At 69.0% G+C, this 20,926-nt stretch carries 29 protein-coding genes; 3 read left to right on the forward strand and 26 right to left on the reverse strand.

Going from position 1 to position 20,926, the window contains the following annotated elements; all coding sequences use genetic code 11:
* Positions 1-38: 38 nt before the first annotated feature.
* The 25 genes from rplR to rfbB all read right to left on the reverse strand — a co-directional run bounded on the left by rplR (position 39) and on the right by rfbB (position 16,248).
* The gene (gene rplR, locus ACXKR8_RS20135; protein WP_380504269.1) at positions 39-422 is read right to left on the reverse strand and encodes a 50S ribosomal protein L18; all 384 of its coding nucleotides are present in this window, start codon (positions 420-422) and stop codon (positions 39-41) included.
* 3 nt (positions 423-425) lie between these two features.
* Entirely contained in the window at positions 426-965 is a 540-nt protein-coding gene (gene rplF / locus ACXKR8_RS20140) for a 50S ribosomal protein L6 (protein ID WP_458274278.1), read from the reverse strand.
* Positions 966-988: 23 nt separating this feature from the next.
* Complete coding sequence (gene rpsH, locus ACXKR8_RS20145) at positions 989-1,396, reverse strand: 30S ribosomal protein S8 (protein WP_380504275.1); 408 nt, start codon at positions 1,394-1,396, stop codon at positions 989-991.
* Between the two features lie 203 nt (positions 1,397-1,599).
* Positions 1,600-1,785, reverse strand: coding sequence for a type Z 30S ribosomal protein S14 (locus tag ACXKR8_RS20150; protein WP_380504278.1), 186 nt, complete (start codon positions 1,783-1,785; stop codon positions 1,600-1,602).
* 4 nt (positions 1,786-1,789) lie between these two features.
* The gene (rplE, locus tag ACXKR8_RS20155; protein ID WP_458274279.1) at positions 1,790-2,359 is read right to left on the reverse strand and encodes a 50S ribosomal protein L5; all 570 of its coding nucleotides are present in this window, start codon (positions 2,357-2,359) and stop codon (positions 1,790-1,792) included.
* Positions 2,359-2,682, reverse strand: coding sequence for a 50S ribosomal protein L24 (gene rplX / locus ACXKR8_RS20160; protein WP_034093714.1), 324 nt, complete (start codon positions 2,680-2,682; stop codon positions 2,359-2,361). Before rplX ends, rplE begins: the two co-directional genes overlap by 1 nt.
* A gap of 41 nt (positions 2,683-2,723) precedes the next feature.
* The gene (gene rplN, locus ACXKR8_RS20165) at positions 2,724-3,095 is read right to left on the reverse strand and encodes a 50S ribosomal protein L14 (protein WP_030251577.1); all 372 of its coding nucleotides are present in this window, start codon (positions 3,093-3,095) and stop codon (positions 2,724-2,726) included.
* A 112-nt stretch (positions 3,096-3,207) separates the two neighbouring features.
* Positions 3,208-3,486, reverse strand: coding sequence for a 30S ribosomal protein S17 (gene rpsQ / locus ACXKR8_RS20170; RefSeq protein WP_458274280.1), 279 nt, complete (start codon positions 3,484-3,486; stop codon positions 3,208-3,210).
* On the reverse strand, positions 3,486-3,710 hold the full coding sequence (rpmC, locus tag ACXKR8_RS20175) for a 50S ribosomal protein L29 (RefSeq protein WP_458274281.1): 225 nt from the start codon (positions 3,708-3,710) through the stop codon (positions 3,486-3,488). Before rpmC ends, rpsQ begins: the two co-directional genes overlap by 1 nt.
* Complete coding sequence (gene rplP, locus ACXKR8_RS20180; RefSeq protein WP_030251586.1) at positions 3,710-4,129, reverse strand: 50S ribosomal protein L16; 420 nt, start codon at positions 4,127-4,129, stop codon at positions 3,710-3,712. The genes rpmC and rplP overlap by 1 nt, the downstream gene beginning before the upstream one ends.
* A gap of 5 nt (positions 4,130-4,134) precedes the next feature.
* Positions 4,135-4,974 carry a 30S ribosomal protein S3 gene (gene rpsC / locus ACXKR8_RS20185; RefSeq protein WP_458274282.1) on the reverse strand — a complete coding sequence of 280 codons (840 nt, stop codon included), beginning with the start codon at positions 4,972-4,974 and terminating at the stop codon, positions 4,135-4,137.
* On the reverse strand, positions 4,974-5,321 hold the full coding sequence (rplV, locus tag ACXKR8_RS20190; RefSeq protein WP_380505441.1) for a 50S ribosomal protein L22: 348 nt from the start codon (positions 5,319-5,321) through the stop codon (positions 4,974-4,976). Before rplV ends, rpsC begins: the two co-directional genes overlap by 1 nt.
* Positions 5,322-5,367: 46 nt before the next feature.
* The gene (gene rpsS, locus ACXKR8_RS20195; protein ID WP_380504293.1) at positions 5,368-5,649 is read right to left on the reverse strand and encodes a 30S ribosomal protein S19; all 282 of its coding nucleotides are present in this window, start codon (positions 5,647-5,649) and stop codon (positions 5,368-5,370) included.
* A gap of 11 nt (positions 5,650-5,660) precedes the next feature.
* Positions 5,661-6,497 carry a 50S ribosomal protein L2 gene (gene rplB, locus ACXKR8_RS20200; protein ID WP_380504295.1) on the reverse strand — a complete coding sequence of 279 codons (837 nt, stop codon included), beginning with the start codon at positions 6,495-6,497 and terminating at the stop codon, positions 5,661-5,663.
* A 42-nt stretch (positions 6,498-6,539) separates the two neighbouring features.
* On the reverse strand, positions 6,540-6,869 hold the full coding sequence (gene rplW / locus ACXKR8_RS20205) for a 50S ribosomal protein L23 (RefSeq protein WP_458274283.1): 330 nt from the start codon (positions 6,867-6,869) through the stop codon (positions 6,540-6,542).
* Positions 6,869-7,546 (reverse strand): 50S ribosomal protein L4, encoded by a 678-nt coding sequence (rplD, locus tag ACXKR8_RS20210; RefSeq protein WP_458274284.1) that lies wholly within the window; start codon positions 7,544-7,546, stop codon positions 6,869-6,871. The genes rplW and rplD overlap by 1 nt, the downstream gene beginning before the upstream one ends.
* 4 nt (positions 7,547-7,550) lie before the next feature.
* The gene (rplC, locus tag ACXKR8_RS20215; protein WP_458274285.1) at positions 7,551-8,195 is read right to left on the reverse strand and encodes a 50S ribosomal protein L3; all 645 of its coding nucleotides are present in this window, start codon (positions 8,193-8,195) and stop codon (positions 7,551-7,553) included.
* A 15-nt stretch (positions 8,196-8,210) separates the two neighbouring features.
* Positions 8,211-8,519 (reverse strand): 30S ribosomal protein S10, encoded by a 309-nt coding sequence (gene rpsJ / locus ACXKR8_RS20220; RefSeq protein ID WP_020549238.1) that lies wholly within the window; start codon positions 8,517-8,519, stop codon positions 8,211-8,213.
* A 451-nt stretch (positions 8,520-8,970) separates the two neighbouring features.
* Complete coding sequence (locus ACXKR8_RS20225) at positions 8,971-10,752, reverse strand: phospholipid carrier-dependent glycosyltransferase (RefSeq protein ID WP_458274286.1); 1,782 nt, start codon at positions 10,750-10,752, stop codon at positions 8,971-8,973.
* Between the two features lie 154 nt (positions 10,753-10,906).
* Positions 10,907-11,821 (reverse strand): glycosyltransferase family 2 protein, encoded by a 915-nt coding sequence (locus ACXKR8_RS20230; protein ID WP_458274287.1) that lies wholly within the window; start codon positions 11,819-11,821, stop codon positions 10,907-10,909.
* A 2-nt stretch (positions 11,822-11,823) separates the two neighbouring features.
* On the reverse strand, positions 11,824-12,576 hold the full coding sequence (locus ACXKR8_RS20235; RefSeq protein WP_458274288.1) for a glycosyltransferase family 2 protein: 753 nt from the start codon (positions 12,574-12,576) through the stop codon (positions 11,824-11,826).
* Positions 12,573-12,992, reverse strand: coding sequence for a DUF2304 family protein (locus tag ACXKR8_RS20240; RefSeq protein WP_458274289.1), 420 nt, complete (start codon positions 12,990-12,992; stop codon positions 12,573-12,575). The genes ACXKR8_RS20235 and ACXKR8_RS20240 overlap by 4 nt, the downstream gene beginning before the upstream one ends.
* Positions 12,993-13,020: 28 nt before the next feature.
* The gene (locus ACXKR8_RS20245) at positions 13,021-14,352 is read right to left on the reverse strand and encodes a hypothetical protein (protein ID WP_458274290.1); all 1,332 of its coding nucleotides are present in this window, start codon (positions 14,350-14,352) and stop codon (positions 13,021-13,023) included.
* A 13-nt stretch (positions 14,353-14,365) separates the two neighbouring features.
* On the reverse strand, positions 14,366-15,274 hold the full coding sequence (rfbD, locus tag ACXKR8_RS20250; protein WP_458274291.1) for a dTDP-4-dehydrorhamnose reductase: 909 nt from the start codon (positions 15,272-15,274) through the stop codon (positions 14,366-14,368).
* Positions 15,271-16,248, reverse strand: a complete 978-nt coding sequence (rfbB, locus tag ACXKR8_RS20255) for a dTDP-glucose 4,6-dehydratase (RefSeq protein WP_458274292.1) — start codon at positions 16,246-16,248, stop codon at positions 15,271-15,273. The genes rfbD and rfbB overlap by 4 nt, the downstream gene beginning before the upstream one ends.
* Positions 16,249-16,322: 74 nt before the next feature.
* On the opposite strand from rfbB, the gene rfbA reads away from it, so the two are divergent.
* Both rfbA and rfbC read left to right on the forward strand, forming a co-directional pair.
* On the forward strand, positions 16,323-17,201 hold the full coding sequence (gene rfbA, locus ACXKR8_RS20260) for a glucose-1-phosphate thymidylyltransferase RfbA (RefSeq protein WP_458274293.1): 879 nt from the start codon (positions 16,323-16,325) through the stop codon (positions 17,199-17,201).
* Between the two features lie 2 nt (positions 17,202-17,203).
* Positions 17,204-17,797, forward strand: coding sequence for a dTDP-4-dehydrorhamnose 3,5-epimerase (gene rfbC, locus ACXKR8_RS20265; RefSeq protein WP_458275034.1), 594 nt, complete (start codon positions 17,204-17,206; stop codon positions 17,795-17,797).
* Between the two features lie 63 nt (positions 17,798-17,860).
* On the opposite strand, the gene ACXKR8_RS20270 is transcribed toward rfbC, so the two are convergent.
* Complete coding sequence (locus tag ACXKR8_RS20270) at positions 17,861-19,150, reverse strand: acyltransferase family protein (protein ID WP_458274294.1); 1,290 nt, start codon at positions 19,148-19,150, stop codon at positions 17,861-17,863.
* Positions 19,151-19,335: 185 nt separating this feature from the next.
* Between ACXKR8_RS20270 and ACXKR8_RS20275 the strand changes: the two genes are divergently transcribed.
* Positions 19,336-20,904, forward strand: a complete 1,569-nt coding sequence (locus ACXKR8_RS20275) for a glycosyltransferase family 39 protein (protein ID WP_458274295.1) — start codon at positions 19,336-19,338, stop codon at positions 20,902-20,904.
* Positions 20,905-20,926: the final 22 nt, after the last annotated feature.

A 20,926-nucleotide genomic window follows, 5' to 3' on the forward strand; every position in this document is an offset into this window, starting at 1 on the left:
TACCTCTCTCGTTTACGTCCGCCAGCTTGGCGAGCGGGTCAGAAGTCGAGCCCGGACTCACGGGCAGCGTCCGCCAGGGCGGCGATGCGCCCGGCGTACTGGTTACCCGCGCGGTCGAAGACGACCGACTCGACGCCGGCGGCCTTGGCGCGCTCGGCGACCAGGGCTCCGACCTTCTTCGCCTGCTCGGTCTTGTCACCGTCGACGCCCTTGATGGACACGTCGAGGGTGGACGCCGAAGCCAGCGTGTGGCCCGCGAGGTCGTCGATCACCTGCGCCAGGATGTGGCGGTTGGACCGGGACACGACCAGGCGCGGACGCACCGGCGTACCGGAGACGCGCTTGCGGACGCGGATGGCGCGGCGCTTGCGGGCGGCGGCCTTGTAGCCGTTGCCCTTACCGATCTTGACACTGAGGCTCATGAGCTACTTACCACTCTTTCCGACCTTGCGGCGGATGACCTCGCCGGCGTACTTGACACCCTTGGCCTTGTACGGGTCGGGCTTGCGCAGCTTGCGAATCTTCGCAGCCACCTCGCCAACCTGCTGCTTGTCGATGCCGTCCACGTGGAACTTGGTGGGCGACTCGACCACGAAGGCGATGCCTTCGGGGGCCTCGATCAGGATGGGGTGGCTGTAGCCGAGCGCGAACTCCATGGAGGAGCCCTTCGCTGCGACGCGATAGCCGACGCCGCTGATTTCCAGCGACTTGCGGTAGCCCGCGGTCACGCCGGTGATCATGTTCGCCACCAGCGTGCGGCTCAGGCCGTGCAGGGCCTTGGACACGCGCTCGTCGTTGGGGCGGGTGACGAGCAGAGTGCCGTCCTCACCCTTGGCGATGTCGATCGGCGCGGCAACGGTGTGGGCAAGGGAACCCTTGGGGCCCTTGACCGAGACCGTGCGGCCATCGATGGTGACGTCCACGCCGGCGGGAACCGGGATGGGCAGCCGTCCAATGCGAGACATTGCTGTACCTCCGTTTCCCTGAGTTACCAGACGTAGGCGAGGACTTCCCCACCCACGCCCTTCTTGGCTGCCTGCTGTCCGGTGAGCAGACCCGCGGAAGTGGAGACGATCGCCACTCCCAGGCCGCCGAGCACCTTCGGCATAGCGGTGGACTTGGTGTAGACCCGCAGACCCGGCTTGGAGATCCGCTTGATGCCCGCGATCGAGCGCTCACGGTTCGGGCCGAACTTCAGGTCGAGCGTCAGCTTCTTGCCGACCTCGCCCTCCTTCGGGTCCTCGACCTTCCATCCCGTGATGTAGCCCTCCTGCTGGAGGATCTCGGCGATGTGAGTCTTGATCTTGCTGTGGGGCATCACGACAACGTCGTGGTAGGCCGAGTTCGCGTTTCGCAGACGCGTCAGCATGTCTGCGATCGGGTCGGTCATGGTCATGATGGCCTGTGGCCTCTCTCACCGGGGTTTCCCGAAGCGCGCAGCCCGGGGATGAACCAGAGCGGGCGCGGCGCGGGGACCTACGGCGTAGTAAGACGAATCAGGGGCGCGGGGCCCCGACCTCACCACCTTACGGGAGACTCCACTGGAGTTCCAAAAAGGCCGATCTTGGTCGGGGACCCTGCTTGCCCAGAACTACCGGACTACCAGGAGCTCTTGGTGACGCCCGGGAGCTCGCCGCGGTGAGCCATCTCACGAAGGCAGATGCGGCAGAGACCGAACTTGCGGTACACGGAGTGCGGCCGGCCGCAGCGCTGGCACCGGGTGTAACCCCGGACAGCGAACTTCGGCTTGCGGGCCGCCTTCGCGATGAGGGACTTCTTAGCCATGTGCTCAGTTCTCCTTGAACGGGAAGCCAAGGGCACGCAGCAGCGCCCGGCCCTCGTCGTCGGTCTGGGCAGTGGTGACCACGGTGATGTCCATGCCCCGGGTGCGGTCGACCTTGTCCTGGTCGATCTCGTGGAACATGACCTGCTCGGTCAGACCGAAGGTGTAGTTGCCCTTGCCGTCGAACTGCTTCGGCGACAGACCGCGGAAGTCGCGGATGCGCGGAAGCGCCAGCGACACCAGGCGGTCCAGGAACTCCCACATACGGTCGCCACGCAGGGTGACGTGGGTACCGATCGGCTGGCCCTCACGCAGCTTGAACTGCGCGATGGACTTGCGAGCCTTGGTCACGGTCGGCTTCTGACCGGTGATCGCGGTGAGGTCGCGGACCGCACCGTCGATCAGCTTGGAGTCGCGGGCGGCGTCGCCCACGCCCATGTTGACCACGACCTTGACCAGGCCGGGGATCAGCATGACGTTCTGGTAGGAGAACTCCTCCTGCAGCTGGCCCTTGATCTCGGAGCGGTAGCGCTCCTTGAGACGGGGGCTCACCTTCTCAACAGAGGTGTCGGTCATCAGATGTCCTCACCGGTTCGCTTGGCAACACGGATCTTGTTGCCCTCGTCATCGAAGCGGTAACCGACCCGGGTGACGACCTTCTTGCCGTCCTTCTCCACGACGAGCTGAACGTTGCTCACGTGGATCGGGGCCTCAGTGGTCACGATGCCGCCGGTCTGGGCACCACGGGCGGTCTGGCCGACCTTGGTGTGCTTCTTGACCCGGTTGACACCCTCGACCAGGACGCGGTCCTCAGTAGGGATGGCCTGAATGACCTTGCCCTGCTTGCCCTTGTCCTTGCCGGTGATGACCTGGACCAGGTCACCCTTCTTGATCTTCATGGCGTTCTTGGTGATGTACTTCGCGCGGCCGGTCGTCATGGCTAGAGCACCTCCGGCGCAAGCGAGATGATCTTCATGAACTTCTTGTCGCGCAGCTCACGGCCGACCGGGCCGAAGATGCGCGTGCCGCGGGGGTCACCATCGGTGTTCTTGAGGATGACGGCGGCGTTCTCGTCGAAACGGATGTAGGAACCGTCCGGACGACGGCGCTCCTTCACGGTGCGGACGATGACGGCCTTGACCACATCGCCCTTCTTCACGTTGCCACCGGGGATCGCGTCCTTGACGGTGGCGACGATGACGTCACCGATACCCGCGTAGCGTCGGCCGGAGCCACCGAGAACACGGATGCAAAGGATTTCCTTCGCACCAGTGTTGTCGGCGACTCGCAGTCGCGACTCCTGCTGGATCACAGCTTTCTCCTGATCGTCAACGATCGGGACCGGGCCGGCCCGCTGCTCACCCGAGCGATCCCCTCACGGGGAACCTCGGGCACATACGAGCCGCGCCCAATCGCGTTCGTTACTACTTGGCCTTCTCGAGGATCTCGACGACGCGCCAGCGCTTCGTCGCGGACAGCGGCCGGGTCTCCGCAAGGAGGACACGGTCGCCGACGCCCGCGGCGTTGGCCTCGTCGTGCGCCTTCAGCTTGTTCGTACGGCGGATGACCTTGCCGTACAGCGCGTGCTTGACGCGGTCCTCGACAGCGACGACGACGGTCTTGTCCATCTTGTCGCTGACGACGAGACCCTCACGGGTCTTACGGGCGCCGCGTGCAGCTGCTTCGTTCGTGTTCTCAGTCATCAGGCGCTCTCCACCGTCTCGATGCCCAGCTCGCGCTCACGCATCAGGGTGTAGATCCGCGCGATGTCCTTCCGGACCAGCTTGAGCCGTCCGTGGTTGTCGAGCTGCCCGGTCGCCGCCTGGAAGCGGAGGTTGAACAGCTCCTCCTTGGCCTCGCGGAGCTTGGCGACGAGACCCTCGCCGTCCAGCTCACGAAGCTCTGCAGCCGTGGTGGTGGCCGACATCAGCTCTCACCTGCCTCGCGCCGGACAATCCGGCACTTCATAGGAAGCTTGTGCGCGGCGCGGGTGAGCGCCTCGCGAGCAATCTTCTCGTTGGGGTACGACAACTCGAACATCACGCGTCCGGGGTGCACGTTGGCAATCCACCACTCCGGCGAACCCTTGCCGGAACCCATGCGGGTCTCGGCCGGCTTCTTGGTGAGGGGACGGTCCGGGTAGATGTTGATCCAGACCTTGCCGCCACGCTTGATGTGACGAGTGATGGAGATACGAGCGGACTCGATCTGCCGGTTCGTCACGTACGCCGGGGAGACGGCCTGGAGGCCGTACTCGCCGAACGCCAACTCGGTACCGCCCTTAGCCATGCCACGCCGCTTGGGGTGGTGCTGCTTGCGGTGCTTGACCCTGCGAGGGATCAGCATCTGGGTCAGGCCTCCGTTCCGCTGTTCGTAGGTGCTGCCTCGGCCGGAGCCTCGGTCACCGCGGCCGGAGCCTCGGTACCGGGACGACGGGCGCGGCCACCGCGCTCGCCACCGGCGGGGCGCTCAGCACCACGACGGGGACGCTCAGCCGGAGCGCCACCCGCACGGGGCGGACGGTTCCCGGCCTTGGCCGCGGCGTTGTCGGCGCGGACCTCGGCGATGTTCTTGACATTGCCCTTGTAGATCCACACCTTGACACCGATGCGACCGAAGGTGGTCTTGGCCTCGAAGAAGCCGTAGTCCACGTTGGCGCGCAGGGTGTGCAGGGGCACGCGGCCCTCGCGGTAGAACTCGGAGCGGGACATCTCGGCGCCGCCGAGACGACCGGAGCACTGGACCTTGATGCCCTTGGCGCCGGACTTCATCGTGCCCTGCATGCTCTTGCGCATGGCACGACGGAAGGAGACGCGCGAGGACAGCTGCTCCGCGACGCCCTGAGCCACGAGCTGGGCGTCCAGCTCGGGGTTCTTGACCTCGAGGATGTTCAGCTGGACCTGCTTGCCGGTCAGCTTCTCGAGGTCGCCGCGGATGCGGTCGGCCTCGGTGCCGCGACGGCCGATCACGATGCCGGGACGTGCGGTGTGGATGTCCACCCGCACACGGTCACGGGTGCGCTCGATCTCAACCTTCGAGATGCCGGCGCGCTCCATGCCGGACGTCATCATCCTGCGGATGGCGACGTCTTCCTTGACGTAGTCCTTGTAGAGCTTGTCGGCATACCAGCGGGACTTGAAGTCCGTGGTGATGCCGAGGCGGAACCCATGCGGGTTAACCTTCTGGCCCATTACCGGGTCCCTTCCTTCGACGCGAGAACCACAGTGATGTGGCTCGTCCGCTTGCGGATCCGGTACGCGCGGCCCTGGGCCCGCGGACGGAAACGCTTCAGAGTCGGGCCCTCGTCGACGTACGCCTCAGCGACGTACAGCGACTCCACGTTGTTGTGGTTGTAGTTGTGCACAGCGTTGGCAATGGCGCTGTCAAGCACCTTGCCGACCGGCACAGTTGCGGCCTGCGGAGCGAAACGCAGGACCGCCTGGGCCTCCGTGGCATTCATGCCACGGATGAGGTCCACCACGCGGCGGGCCTTCATGGGCGTGACGCGGATGTACCGCGCCTGGGCCCTGGCTTCCATGGTTGTCCCCTTGTTGGTGTCTGTCATGGTCTTCGCTTTCCGCCGATCAGCGACGACGCGACTTGCGGTCGTCCTTCTCGTGGCCGCGGAAGGTGCGGGTCGGCGCGAACTCGCCGAGCTTGTGGCCGACCATCGACTCGGTGACGAACACCGGGACGTGCTTGCGACCGTCGTGCACCGCGAGGGTGTGGCCCAGCATCGCCGGCACGATCATCGAGCGCCGGGACCAGGTCTTGATGACGTTCTGGGTACCTGCTTCGTTCTGGACATCCACCTTCTTGAGAAGGTGGTCGTCGACGAAGGGCCCCTTCTTGAGGCTGCGCGGCATCGAGACTGCTCCTAGCGCTTCTTGTTCGTCTTGCGGCGGCGGACGATGTACTTGTTGCTCGCCTTCTTCGGCGAACGAGTACGACCCTCCTTCTGACCCCACGGCGAAACCGGGTGGCGACCACCGGAGGTCTTACCCTCACCACCACCGTGCGGGTGGTCGATCGGGTTCATGGCGACACCACGCACGGTCGGGCGAACGCCCTTCCAGCGCATACGGCCGGCCTTGCCCCAGTTGATGTTCGACTGCTCGGCGTTGCCGACCTCGCCAATCGTGGCGCGGCAGCGGGCGTCGACCAGGCGAACCTCGCCGGAGGGCATGCGGAGGTGGGCGTAGACGCCCTCCTTCGCGAGCAGCTGCACGGAGGAACCCGCGGAACGGGCGATCTTCGCGCCGCCGCCGGGCCGGAGCTCGATGGCGTGGATGACCGTACCGACCGGGATGTTGCGCAGCGGCAGGTTGTTGCCGGGCTTGATGTCGGCCTGGGGGCCGTTCTCAACCCGGTCGCCCTGGCCCAGCTTGGCCGGGGCGATGATGTAGCGCTTCTCGCCGTCTGCGTAGTGCAGCAGCGCGATGCGTGCGGTGCGGTTCGGGTCGTACTCGATGTGAGCGACCTTCGCCGGGACGCCGTCCTTGTCGTGACGACGGAAGTCGATGACGCGGTACGCACGCTTGTGACCGCCACCCTGGTGGCGAACAGTGATGCGACCGGTGTTGTTACGACCGCCCTTGCTGTGCAGCGGGCGGACCAGCGACTTTTCCGGCTCGGACCGCGTGATCTCGACGAAGTCGGCAACGCTGGAGCCACGACGGCCCGGCGTTGTCGGCTTGTACTTGCGGATGCCCATGGCTTCTTCTGTCCTCGTCCGTTTCGGTTATCCGACTCGCCGTCAGGCGGAGGTCGGAGCCCCGAAGATGTCGATGGGCTTGCTGCCCTCTGCCAGCGTCACGATGGCGCGCTTGGTGTCCTTGCGCTTGCCGAAACCGGTCTTCGAGCGCTTGCGCTTGCCGACGCGGTTGATCGTGTTGACGTTGGCGACCTTGACCGCGAAGACCGCTTCGACGGCCTGCTTGATCTGGGTCTTGTTGGAGCCAGGCGCCACGATGAACGTGTACTTGCCCTCGTCGAGGAGCGCGTAGCTCTTCTCCGAGATGACCGGCTTGACCAAGATGTCACGGGGGTCCGTGAAGGTCTTGCTCGTGATGTCTGCGTCGCTCATCAGGCGTCGCTCCCTTCGAGCTCGCTCGAGGAGGCAACGGCCTTCGCGGACGCGGCAGGGCCGGCCACGAAGCGCTCGAAGGCGGCCTGGGTGAAGACCACATCGTCGGAGACGAGCACGTCGTAGGTGTTCAGCTGACCGGCCTCAAGAATGTGCACCTCGGGCAGGTTGCGGGCGCTCTTGATCGCCAGCTCGTCGTCACGCTCGACCACGAGGAGGACGTTCTTGCGCTCGCTGATCTTGCCGATCAGGATGCGGGCAGTCTTGGTGGACGGCGCCTCGCCCGCGGTCACGCCGGTGACGACGTGGATGCGGGAGTTGCGGGCCCGGTCGGTCAGGGCGCCACGGAGCGCGGCGGCCTTCATCTTCTTGGGCGTCCGCTGCGAGTAGTCGCGCGGCTGGGGGCCGTGCACGACGCCACCGCCGACGAACTGCGGAGCGCGGGTCGAACCCTGACGGGCGCGGCCGGTGCCCTTCTGGCGGTAAGGCTTGCGCCCACCACCGCGGACCTCGGCGCGGGTCTTGGTCTTGTGCGTTCCCTGGCGGGCCGCGGCCAGCTGGGCGACGACGACCTGGTGGATCAGCGGAATGCTGACCTTCGCGTCGAAGATCTCGGCCGGCAGCTCAACGGTGCCGACAGTCTCACCCGCAGGGGAGAGAACATTGATGGTGCTCATTGCTTCAGACCCCCTTCGCCGCGGTGCGGACCAGGATGAGGCCGCCGTTCGGACCGGGGACCGCGCCCTTGATGAGGAGCAGGCCCTTCTCCGCGTCAACGGCGTGGATGGTCAGGTTCTGGGTGGTCACGCGCTCGTGGCCCATGCGACCGGCCATCTTCATGCCCTTGAACACGCGACCCGGGGTGGCGCAGCCACCGATCGAGCCGGGCGAACGGTGCTTGCGCTGCACACCGTGGCCGGCGCCCAGACCGTGGAAGTTGTGGCGCTTCATGACACCCGCGAAGCCCTTGCCCTTGCTGGTACCGGTCACATCGACCTTGATACCGGCCTCGAACACCTCAGCGGTGATCTCCTGGCCGAGGGTGTACTCGGCGGCGTCGCTGGTGCGAAGCTCGACGAGGTGGCGACGGGGGGTGACACCGGCCTTGGCGAAGTGGCCCGCGAGGGGCTTGTTCACCTTGCGCGGGTCGATCTCGCCGAAGCCGATCTGCACGGCGTCGTAGCCGGTGCCGTCAGCGGTGTGGACCTGGGTCACGACATTCGGCCCGGCCTTGACGACGGTCACCGGAACGATCCGGTTGTTCTCGTCCCAGACCTGGGTCATGCCGAGCTTCTCGCCCAGGATCCCCTTCATCTGCTTAGCCATCTTCGTTCAGCCCCTTCAGAGCTTGATCTCGATGTCGACGCCGGCCGGGAGGTCGAGTCGCATCAGAGAGTCAACGGTCTTGGGGGTCGGGTCGAGGATGTCGATCAGACGCTTGTGCGTGCGCATCTCGAAGTGCTCGCGCGAGTCCTTGTACTTGTGCGGCGAGCGGATGACGCAGTAGACGTTCTTCTCAGTGGGCAGCGGCACCGGGCCCGCGACCTGCGCACCAGTACGCGTCACCGTCTCGACGATCTTCTTCGCCGAGGAATCGATGACCTCGTGGTCGTAGGCCTTGAGCCGGATGCGGATCTTCTGTCCCGCCATGGCTTCTTGTAGTCCTTCGTGTCGTCTTGCTGCTTCTGCGGCCGAGTTCCCCGGATGGGGTTCCCGGTGGCGTTTCGTTCGACCCACGCGGTCGGGCGTGTCGCGCTGCCCGCCATAGCTGTGCCTGACCCAAAAAACGGGCCTTGGTCGAACTTCTCAGCTCCGGGCGGCGGAACCGTGAGGTTCACACCCGGGGCGAAACGCCGGATCGAGGGCCTGTCTGCACTTCCCGGAAGATTCCCGTACGTCCGCGCCGCAGCTGCCGCGCTTCGTCAGAATCAACTAGGCAACGGCCATCACGGGCACGACGAGTACTGTGGGACTCGCTTCCGGTCCTCCCGACGGGAGGCGCGCAACATCGACGCTCAACCGAGCAACTTGGCTAGTGTGCCATACCGGACACGCGGCACGCCAATCGGGGCCGATGAGGGTACCCAGGCGTCAGCCCTTGTCAAACCTGGTGCGGGCGCCAGACCACCAGATAGCCGCCGCTGTGCGGATCGGTGTCGCGGAGCACCAGTTGCGGGGCCCAGCCGGGCGGGGCGTCCGGCCAGCCGGACGCCGGCAGCACGGCCACCGTGGCACCCGCCGGGAGCCGCCGCCCCCGGCTCAGCCCGGTGCACCAGGTGCGCCCGGGGAAGACCTGGAAGGGCTGGATCCTGATCAGGTACTTGTCCAGGCTGGAGTCGAGGACCAGGTCGTCCCCCGGCCTGATGCCCGCGGCCGCGGTGAACCCGGGCCCGGCGAAGTGGTGCTCCTTCATCCGGGGGTGCACCAGGACCGCGCTCACCGTGACCGTCTCCACCAGCGCCAGCGCGATCCCGGTCAGCGCCAGCGGCAGCAGCGCCCGGCGGCGGCCGGGACCGGCGATCGCCGCGGCGCAGAGCAGCAGCAGCCCGCAGCCGGCCGCGGTGGCCACCGGCACATCCAGCCGGTGCGCGTTCCCGCCGAGGAACAGCGCGTCGGGCATGCCCCAGGGGGCGAACACCCCGGTGCGGAGCCGGGCGCCCAGACCCACCGTCAGCAGCGCGCCGAGGCCGGCCGTCAGCGCGGTCACCGCGGCGGCCCCGCGCAGGATCCAGCGACGGCTGTACCGGCTCAGCCCGGCCGCGCCGATCGCGAAGAACACCGGCAGCAGCACCGCGAGGTAGCGGGCGTAGACCCAGTCGTCGATCCGGTGGTCGGACGGCAGCGCCGCGGCGGCGGCCAGGTCGATCCCGGCGAAGGTGGTCAGCAGCACCCCGGCCAGGATCCGGGTGGCTCGATCGGTACGGCGCCGCACCAGTTGGGCGCCGGCCACGACCAGCCCGAGGGCGCCGACACCCCAGCTGGAGACCGAGAAGTACCAGAGCTGACCGAGGCAGCGGACCGCTGTGCGAACCAGCAGGTGCGGATCGAACAGGCCCTTGACCACGGCGTCGGCGACCGCGCTGGGAGGCGCCTGGAACCGGGCCAGCAGATAGCCGGAGAGCAGTTCCGCGCCCAGCACCCCGGCCCCGAGCCCGGCCAGCGACGCCAGCACCGCCGGCCGCGGCGCCCAGCGCAGGACCAGGGCGGCCAGCAGCAGCACCCCGGTCACCACCACGATCAGGGTGCCCCGGTCATGGGTCGCCATCGCGCACCCGGCGGCGAGTCCGGCCACCGCGCCCAGCAGGGAGCGGCGCCTGGTCGGCCCCTCGGAGAGCAGGACGTGCAGCGCGACGACCCAGCCGAGCACCAGCACCGGGAGCACCGTGTCCGCCATGGCGAACTCGGAGTAGAAGAGGACCGGGGTCAGCAGGGCGATCAGCAGCGCCGTCAGAAAGGCTCCGCCCCGGGTCAGCCGGAGCCGCCGGAGCAGCAGGTACGCCAGCGGCATGACCAGGGAGTTGAGCAGCGCGTTGGTCAGCATCACCAGGTGGTAGGCGTCGGCCGGGGTGCGCCCCAGGGCCAGCGCCGGGGCGAGCAGCAGCGGGTAGCCGCCCGGGATCAGGATCCCGGCCGGGAGCGCGGTCACCGCGTGGCCGGCCAGCACCCGGGCCTCCACCAGGTAGGTGCCCTCGTCGGGCTGGACCGTGGGGAAGCTCATCGACGCGGTGAGCAGCAGCCGCAGCGCCACCTGCCCGGCGTAGCCGAGCAGCAGCCCGATCGGCAGCAGCCGGCCGCGGCCGGCCGCCGCGGCGCCCCCGGCGGCCGCGCCCCGGCCCGCGGCGGCCGCTCGCGCGGGCGCCCGGTCGTCCACCATCGATTCCATCGTTCCCCGATTCCCACTGGTGCGGGCAGTCCGCTCCACATGGGTGCCCAGGAGGCTCACAGTGCGTGCCCAGGACGGTGTGGGAAAAGCCAGTTGGCCGAGTGTTCAACCAATCCACACCTGGGTTGACACCAGGGGAAGGGCGGCTACCGGGTCAGCGGTCGCCGCGGGTGGGAGCGAGTGCGAATCGGGTGAGACTTCGGGCCCCCGCGGTGTGGCCGTTGCGCAGGGCCCCCGGCAGCAGCGTCAACGCGTGCAGCCGGGTGGAGCGGTGCCGACGGGCGGCCCGGGCGGCGCGGTGCCAGCCCAGTCGGTCCATGCGTCCGGCGGTCTCCAGGAAGAACCTCCTGGCTTCGACGAACCGGGCACCGCTGAACGCCTGCGCCGAGGACTCGCTCAGGGCGTGCCGGCGGTAGCTGAAGCAGACCTCGTCCGCCAGGGCCAGTTGCTCTCCCGCGGCGACGAGTTCGAGCACCAGGGCCAGGTCCTGGATGACCTTGAGGTCCGCCCGGAATCCCCGCGCCGGCAGCGCGTCGGCGCGCCAGCAGATCGACGGGAAGTAGAGCCAGTTGCCGTGCAGCAGGCTCACCGCCAGCTCCTCGCCGCCCAGCAGGCGGCCCCCCGACCGGATCCGTGCGTGTATCCGCCGCTTCACCGCGTCGGCCGAGGAAGCGGCCGGTCCGCCGTCGCTGCCGATGACCTGGACCCCCGGCTGCACCATGGCCGCGCCGGGAGCGGCCCGCAGCGCCTGTTCGACCACCCGCAGATAGCCGGGGTGCATCAGGTCGTCGCAGCCCATCAGCACCACGTACGCGGCGTCCGCCAGCTGGAGGCAGCGGTTGAAGTTGCCCGAGACGCCCAGGTTGCGGGGATTGCGGAAGTACCGCACCCGGGCGTCGTCCAGGCCCGCGAACCACTCGGCGACCCCGGGCTCGGCGCCGTCGTCCACCACGGTCAGCCGCCAGTCGCCGGCGTCCAGCGCCAGCACGCTGCGGACGGCGGCCTGCAGCAGAGCGGTGTCCCCGTAGTGGGGCATCAGGATGTCGAAGCGCGGCGCCGCGTTGACCACGCTCAGCCGGCCGCCGGCGACGGCGCGTCGTGGGAGGACACCGGGCGGTCCGGCATCCGCCGGATCATGGCGAGCAGCAGCACGAAGCCGGCCCGGCCCAGGTAGACCATCGCCTTCACCGGCGACGCGCTCGGGGTGCCGGTGGTGCGCTCGCGCATGGCCACCGGGACCTGCTGCACGGTGAAACCGCAGCGGACCGCCCCGACCATGCTCTCCACGGTGTCGCCGAGGTACTCCACCGGGTACCAGTGCGCGAAGAACGCGATCAGGTGCTTGTTGCAGGCCCGGAAGCCGGAGGTGGTGTCGGTGAGCCTGGTGTGAGCTATCCGGGAGAGCACCGAGGACAGCAGCCGCATGGCCCACTTGCGCGGACCGCGGACCGAGTACTCGCCGGTGCCGGCGAACCGTGCGCCGATCGCGAGGTCGCAGGTCTCCAGCGCCTTCAGCAGGTCGGGCACGTAGGACGGGTCGTGCTGGCCGTCCGCGTCCACCTGGATGGCGATGTCGTAGTCGTGCTCGTAGGCGTAGCGGTAGCCGAGCCGCATCGCGCCGCCGACGCCGAGGTTGTAGGGCAGCCGCACCACACTGGCGCCCGAGGCGGCGGCGACCCTGGCCGTGTCGTCCAGCGAGCCGTCGTCCACCACGAGTGCGTCGACGCCGGGGAGCTTGGTCTGGATCTCCTTGAGGACCATCGGCAGGCCCTCGGACTCGTTCCAGGCCGGCAGGATGATCAGGACACGCTGCTCCGGGTTCATGCCTGGACCTCGTGCTCTTCCTTGAGTTCCGCCGCGGCCGCGTTGTCGGGGACGGCCGGGCGCAGGGAGTCGAGCAGGACTGAGTGTTCGATGACCTTGCTGCGCACCAGGGCGACCTCTTCGGACAGTATCCGGGTCTCCGCCTCCAGCCGGCTGGCCTCCCAGCTCAGGTGCAGGCAGACGAGCAGCAGCAGGATGATGCCCGCGAAGAGCACCAGGCTCACGCCGTTGGCCACGCCGAGCCGGTGGGCCACACCGTCGAGCAGGCTGGGGAAGAAACCGAGCGCGGCGACGACGACGCCGATCGTCAGCCAGATGACCGCGTACTTCTCCCGGAGCTGCTGGCGGCGCAGCAGTTCCAGGATGCACCCCAGCACCACCACGGCGGTGATGGAGGTGAGCACGGAGAGTTGCACGGGAGTCGCGCCTTTCGACTGGGCTTCGCTAGAGGGATTCGGTGGCCCGGGGCATCGCCACCGGGCCGAGTTCCTGTGCGTCGGCGGCCGCTCCGGGACGCGGGGTCCGCCTGGACTCGCGCCAGATGAGCCCGAGCAGCAGCAGAGCTGTACCGAGCGATCCCAGGAAGTATGACACCTCGACCCGTGTCGCCACCGGGCCGGGGACACAGCTGACTCCTAGCAGGACCGCGGTGCCGAAGGCCCAGCCCACCAGTTGCAGCACATGGCGCCCCATGGCCACCAGCGCCTGCCCCAGCACCATGGCGAGCATGTAGAACATGGTCCCCGCGGAGAACCAGAAGAGGTCCATCGAGCCCAGCACCGGCGGGGCGCCCATGAAGGTCTGCAGCAGCCAGGGGCCGATGATCACCGCGGGAACCGCGCCGAGCACGCCCAGCCCGCCGACCACCGCGCAGGTCTGCACCAGCATCTTCCGAAAGCCGGGGCCGTCCCCCGAGGTGGCGGCGGTGGAGAGGCCGGTCATCAGGGTCGGCTGGAGCGAGCCGAAGACGAACAGCGGGACCCGGCACACCACCCCGGCGTTCAGGATCGCCACCTGGAGGTCGGTGTCGTGCGGCGCCAGCAGCCCGGTGGTGAGCACGGCCGCGTTCACCACGACCTGGGCCAGCAGGGAGGAGGAGATCAGCAGCCCGGTGTTCTGGAACAGCTCCGACCAGCGCATCTGCGGCCCGGGGAAGCAGCCTCTGAGCATGGCGGGCAGGGTGCACAGCACCGCGCCGAGCGGCGCTGCCACCAGGACCAGGGCGTACGCCAGGGCCGAGTGCACGCCCGCCGCCAGCAGGCCCAGGGCCAGCAGGATCCGCAGGCCGCCGTCGATGCCCAGCGAGACGCCGTAGGCGTTGAAGCGGCCGAGGCCGGCCAGCACGCCCCGGCTGGCGAAGGCCAGGCCCATCCCGGCCATGGCCGCGGCGAAGGCCCACAGCAGCTGGCTCTGCCCGTGCAGGAAGAGCCTGGCCACCGGGCCGGAGAAGGCGGCGATGGCGAGGGAGAAGAAGACGATGATCCCGAAGGTGACCGCGGCGGCCCTGCGCACCACCGGCAGGATGCCGTCGCCCCGGACCGCGCGGGCCGCGACCACCCGGGTCAGCTCCTGCTCGACCGGGAAGAACAGGCCGAGGGTGAGCATCATGATCAGCGACCAGAGGGCGGCCACGGCGGCCCGGGAGTCGCCGGTCAGGGCGTGGTTCGCGGCGGCGATCTGGATGTACGAGGCCGCGCCGAGGACCAGGGTTCCGCCGATGACCAGATGGGTCCCCGGCGGTACGACGCTCAGGACGCGAGCGATCTTCTTGTTCATTGCGGTTCGTCTCTTATCGCTGACCGGCCGGTTGAAGTTGCTGGAAGGCGGGGCGCCGGAGCGCCTGCTCCAGTCCGGACCGCCAGTCGGGGAGCGGCTCCAGGCCGGCCCTGGCCCAGCCGTCGTGACCCAGCACACCGTAGCGGGGCCGGTTGGCCGGTCGGACGTACGCCGTGGAGGTGGTCGGCCTGATCCGCTCGGGATCCAGGCCGGAGAGCCCGAACACGGCGCGGGCGAGCCCGAACCAGGTGGTGGCCCCGGCCCCGGTGCCGTGGTAGATGCCCGCGGGCGCCCGGCCGTCGACCGCGGCCAGGCCCAGCGCGGCCAGCTGCCCGGCCAGCTGGTACGACCAGGTCGGTTGTCCGCGCTGGTCCTGGACCACGTCGATGGTCGGCCGCTGGGCCGCCAGCTTGAGCATGGTGGCCACGAAGTTGTGGCCGTGCTCCCCGTAGAGCCAGGCGGTGCGGACCACGTAGCCCAGTTCGGGCAGCAGCTCGATGACGGCCCGCTCGCCCAGCAGCTTGGTGCGGCCGTAGGCGTTCAGCGGACCGGTGCCGGCCTGCTCCGGGTACGGCATGGTCGCGGAGCCGTCGAACACGTAGTCGCTGGAGACCTGGAGCAGGACCGCGCCCCTGGCCGCGCAGGCGGCCGCGAGGTTGGCCACGCCGTCGGCGTTAACCGCCCTGGCCGTGGCCTCCTGGGTCTCGGCGCCGTCCACGTCGGTCCAGCCCGCGGCGTTGACCACGATGTCGTGGTCCGCGACGGCAGCCAGGACCGCCTCGGGATCGGTGATGTCCAGGTCGTTCCGGGTCGCCCCGGTGACCCGGGCACCCGGTACCGCAGCGAGCACGGCCAGCAGGTCCTGGCCGAGCATCCCCCCCGCGCCGGCGACCAACCAGCTGCTGTGCTCGGACCGGCTCACGGCTCCAGTGCTGCCTTCCGCTTGAGCGGCTCCCACCAGGCGCGGTTGTCGCGGTACCAGGCGATGGTGGCTGCCAGGCCGTCCTCGAACCGTACCTGCGGCGCGTAGCCGAGTTCTTCGCTGATCTTGCCGATGTCGATCGAGTAGCGCAGGTCGTGGCCCTTGCGGTCGGCGACCGGCACGACCATGTCCCAGCCGGCTCCGGCCGCGTCCAGCAGCAGGCCGGTGAGCTCCTTGTTGGTGATCTCGGTGCCGCCGCCGATGTTGTAGACCTCGCCGGCCCGGCCCTTGTTCAGCACCAGTTCGATGCCCCGGCAGTGGTCCGAGACATGCAGCCAGTCCCGGATGTTGCCGCCGTCGCCGTAGAGCGGCACCTGCGTGCCGTCGAGCAGGTTGGTGGTGAACAGCGGGATGAGCTTCTCCGGGAACTGGTAGTGCCCGTAGTTGTTGGAGCAGCGGGTCACCACGACGTCCATGCCGTGGGTCCGGTGGTAGGCGAGCGCCAACAGGTCCGAGGCGGCCTTGGAGGCCGAGTACGGGGAGTTGGGCTGCAGCGGCCACTCCTCGGTCCAGGAGCCCTCGCGGATCGAGCCGTAGACCTCGTCGGTGGAGACGTGGACGAAGCGGCCGACCCCGTGCTTGCGGGCGGAGTCCAGGAGCACCTGGGTGCCGAGCACATTGGTGGTCACGAAGGGGCCGGCGCCGGCGATCGAGCGGTCGACGTGGGACTCGGCCGCGAAGTGCACCACGGCGTCGTGGCCCGGCATCACCTGGTCGACGCTGTCGGCGTCGCAGATGTCGCCGCGGACGAAGCGGTAGCCGGCGTGGCCCGCGACGGGCGCGAGGTTCTCCTCGACGCCCGAGTAGGTGAGTTTGTCGAAGACAGTGATCCGGGCGGAGTCGTCAGCGCCGAGCAGCTGGCGCACGAACTCCGACCCGATGAAGCCGGCGCCGCCGGTCACGAGAATACGCATAGTAAGGGCATCATACGGGCCCCCGCGCTCCCCGGCGGGGGGACCGGTCAGCCCGGAGCCCATAAGCTTCGGTCATGCGTGGAATCCTCTTGGCCGGCGGCACCGGCTCGCGACTCTGGCCCCTCACCCGGGCCGTGTCCAAGCAGCTCATGCCCGTCTTCGACAAACCGATGATCTACTACCCGCTGACCACCCTGATGATGGCGGGGATCAGCGAGATCCTGATCATCACCACCCCGCAGGACCAGGAGCAGTTCGAGCGGCTGCTCGGCGACGGCTCCCAGTGGGGCCTGCGCCTGGAGTACGCGGCGCAGGAGCACCCCGAGGGCATCGCCCATGCCTTCGTCGTGGGCGCCGATTTCATCGGTGACGAGTCGGTGGCCCTGGTCCTCGGCGACAACATCTTCCACGGCAGCGGTCTCGGCATCCGGCTCTCCACCCACGGCCCGCTGGTCGGCGGCCGCATCTTCGCGTACCCGGTGGCCGACCCCAGCGCCCTCGGCGTCGTCGAGTTCGACAGCGAGGGCACGGTGATCTCCATCGAGGAGAAGCCGGAGAAGCCGAAGTCCCGCTACGCCGTCCCCGGGCTGTACTTCTACGACAACCGCGTGGTCGCCATCGCGCGCGACCTCAAGCCGAGCGCGCGCGGCGAACTGGAGATCACCGCCGTCAACGACACCTACCTCCGGCTGGGCGAGCTCCATGTGACCGTGCTGGACCGCGGCACCGCCTGGCTGGACACCGGCACCTTCGACTCCCTGGTCCAGGCCTCGGAGTACGTCAGGGTGCTGGAGCAGCGGCAGGGCCTCAAGGTGGGCTGCGTCGAGGAGGTCGCCTGGCGGATGGGCCTGGTCGACACCGAGCAGCTGCTGGAGCTGGCCCAGCCGCTGCTGAAGAGCGGCTACGGGCAGTACCTGGTGGACCTGGTGAACGAGGAGAGGAGCAAGGCGTGAAGATCAGCCCGCTGAGCATCGAGGGCGCCTGGGAGATCACTCCCCAGCAGCACGGCGACCCGCGGGGCATGTTCATGGAGTGGTACCGCTTCGACCTGCTGGCCGAGGTGGTCGGGCATCCGCTCCGGCTCGCCCAGGCGAACATGTCGGTCTCGGCGAAGGACGTCGTCCGCGGGATCCACTTCGCCGACGTCCCCGAGGGGCAGGCCAAGTACGTGACCTGTGTCCGCGGCTCGGTGCTCGACGTGATCGTGGACCTGCGGGTCGGCTCCCCCACCTTCGGCCGCTGGGAGGGCGTCGTGCTGGACGCGACCGAGCGCCGCGCCGTCTACATCTCCGAAGGCCTGGGGCACGGCTTCTGCGCGTTGGAGGACGACGCCACCCTGTCGTACCTCTGCTCGACCACCTACAACCCCACCGGCGAGCACACCGTGCATCCGCTGGACCCGGACCTGGGCATCGAGTGGCCCGCCGGAGCACCGCAGCTGTCCGCCCGCGACACCGAGGCCCCCTCGCTGGCGGAGGCCGTCGCCTCAGGCCTGCTGCCGGACTTCGCGGTCTGCACGGCCTACACCGAGGGCCTCGGCCGCTCCTGAGCCTCGTCCGCACCTGAGCCTCGTCCGCACCTGAGGAAGGGCCGGCCGGGGCCCTGGAGGGTTTCAGGCGCCCTGGCCGACCGACACACTGCTCGGCGGGTCCGCCGCCGGGAGCCCGGCCTGGGTCTCGCTCGGGACCTCGGCCCGGCGGCGCGGCCGCCCGGGGATCCAGCCGGGCCGGTTCGGGCTCCAGTCCTTGAGCCGCATCGCCTGCCGCTCGACCAGGTGCCAGGACAGGAACGCCACGACCACCGTCACGGCCAGGGCGGTCGCGAAGTAGCGCGGCCCGCCCCAGTGGGCGGCGCCGTACACGCACAGCACCTGCTCCACCACGAATCCGTAGATGTAGATGCCGTAGGAGTAGTCGTTCTTCCGCCCCACCCAGTGGACCTGCTTCGGCAGCCGGAGCCCCAGCCAGATCAGCAGGTAGGCGAAGGCCGGGTAGCCGATCACGGTGAACATGCCCCAGCGGAACGTCGCCAGCACCACCAGCGCGGACAGCACCCCCAGCAGGTCGTTCACCGGGACCTTGTCGCGGAACAGCTGGAAGCACGCGCCGAGCATGAAGGCGAAGGTCAGGTAGATGATGTAGTGGCTGTTCGCCCCGCCGAGGATCGGGATCCGGATCGAGGCGGCGGACTCGTTCGAGGGGCCGCGGAAGGTGGTGGCGTGCAGGGTGTTGGCCCACATGCTGGACCACAGCGCCAGGGTGAACAGCAGCACCGTCCGGGGCGCGCGCCTGAGCACTCCGCCGGCCGCGAAGATGCCCACGATCACGTAGCAGAGCAGTTCGTACTTCAGTGACCACAGCGCCCCGTCGAAGGCGGCGTCGTGGATCAGGCCGCGCTGGGCCGCGGTCCGCATCACTCCGGAGATGTCGTAGCCGGAGGCCAGGGCGGTGCTGGCGGTTCCCTTGATGTACTCGAAGGGGCCGTCCGCGTGGTTCCAGTAGCCGCTGGTGCTGCCGTGCAGGTGCGCGTACAGGACCGGGCCGACGACCAGCGCCGTGACCAGCACGCAGACCCACAGCCCGGGGAAGATGCGCAGGGCCCGGTGCCAGGAGTAGCGGCCGATCCCCAGCCGCCGGCCACTGGAAGTGATCATGAAGCCGGAGAGCACGAAGAAGCCGACCACGGCCATCTTGCCGACGTCCGTCTGATGGCCGCTGATCGCCCAGAGCGGGTCCTCGTCGTTGTAGGCCAGCGGGAAGACGTGCGCGTACACCACTGATGTCGCCAGCAGCAGCCTGAGCAGCCCGAAGGCATTGGCCCGGCCTGACAGCAGCTGTCCCAGTGTTCCCCGGGACCGGAGCCAGGCCAGGCGCGGGTTGCTCTCAGCGGTAGCTGTGGACATCGTGGGTTTCATCCTCGTGTCTTGCTGCGGGGTACCGTGTCGCCGCCGTCACGGCAGGCGGTGGCGGACAGCCTAGTCGCCCCCGGAAGGCGGTTCGGCATCGAGTCGACTCCCGGCGAGTGCCTTTGTTCGACTGCCCCTAGCATAGGGGCGGGACTCTCCCTCTCCAGCTATTGAGGACTCCGTTGACAAGCGCACCTGGTACGCCCGTCACCGAGGGCGGCAGCCGTCGGGCTCCACAACCCGGCTCCGCCACGGACGCCGGAACCGCACCCCCGGCGGGCTCGCCGGCCCGCAAGCTCCTCGGGGCGGTCTGGCTGTGGCCGGCCCTGGTCGCGGCGGGGCTGACGCTCTACAACCTCGGCGGCCCGGTCATGTGGCACGACGAGCTGGCCACCCTCAGCGTGATCAACCGCTCGACGAGCCAGATCGTGGCCATGCTGCACCACGTCGACGCGGTGCACAGCGCCTACTACCTCTCCCTGCACTTCTGGGTCTCCCTGGTCGGGGACTCCCCCTTCGCCATCCGCTTCCCCTCCGCGGTGGCGATGGTGGTCGCGGCCGTCTGCACCGCCCTGGTCGGCAAGAAGCTGTTCGGGCACCGGTCGGGAATCGCGGCCGGGCTGGTCTTCGCCCTGCTCCCCACCGTCGCCAGGTACGGGCAGGAGACCCGTTCGTACGCCCTGGTCGTGATGAGCTCCGCGCTGGCCCTGTTCCTGCTGGTCCGCGCGGTGGAGCGGCCCGGGCCGCTGCGCTGGGTGCTCTACACGCTCTCGGTGGGGCTGGTCGGCTACTTCAACCTGGTCGCGCTCAGCTTCCTGGCCGGGCACGCGCTGCTGGTGCTGGTGCGGTACCGGGAGACCAGGGCCCGGCGGCTGCTGGTCGGCTTCACCGCCTCCGCCGTCGTCGCCGTCGTGCTGGTCTATCCGGTGCTGCACCTGGGCGGACAGCAGTCGAAGCGTCAGATCGGCTGGGTCCCCAAGCCCACCGTCCACGGCCTGGCCACCATCTGGCCGCAGATATTCGGCTCGCTGCCGCTCGTGCTCCTGCTCCTGGTGCTGGCCCTGCCCGCGCTGCTGCGCAAGCCGCGCGGCGAGGTCGTCGCCGTGGTCGGCATGGTCTTCATACCCTGGCTTCTGGTCTGGGCGGTCTCGCACGGCAGCAGCTCGTACTACCTGTCCAAGTACCTGTTCTTCCTGCTGCCCCCCGCCGCGGTGCTGGTCGGGGCCGGTCTGGGCACCCTGCGCACCCGCTACCTGGTGCCGCTGACCCTCGCGGTGGCCGCGGTCGCCGCTCCGGCCCAGCGCGACATGCACGCGACGCTGTCCCACGCCGAGTACACCTATCCCGAGCCGCTGTGGTTCACCCCGCTGGACTACCGCGGCGCCGCCGACATCGTGGCGGCCGGCTACCAGCCGGGCGACGCCATGGTCTACGGGCAGAAGTACTCGGTGTGGTGGGAGGAGAGCGTCGGGGTCCCCTACTACCTGCCCTCCGACGTCCAGCCCCCGACCTTGTTCATCGGTGAGACCGCGACCAAGCGCAACGACCTCTGGTTCACCTTCGCCAAGGACCCGGCGGCCGCCCTGGGCGACCACCCGAGGATCTGGCTGGTGGCGGTGGGCGGCGACGTCAAGGACGCCTTCTCCTCGGTGCCCGCCAACCAGGCGAACGTGCTGCGCCAGCACTACACCGTGCAGGAACGCAGGACCGTCTCCGGGATGACCGTCTTCCTGCTCGTCCGCAAGGCCTGAACGGGCGGGGCGGCCCGGCCTG

The organism is Streptacidiphilus sp. PAMC 29251 (genome assembly GCF_054208735.2).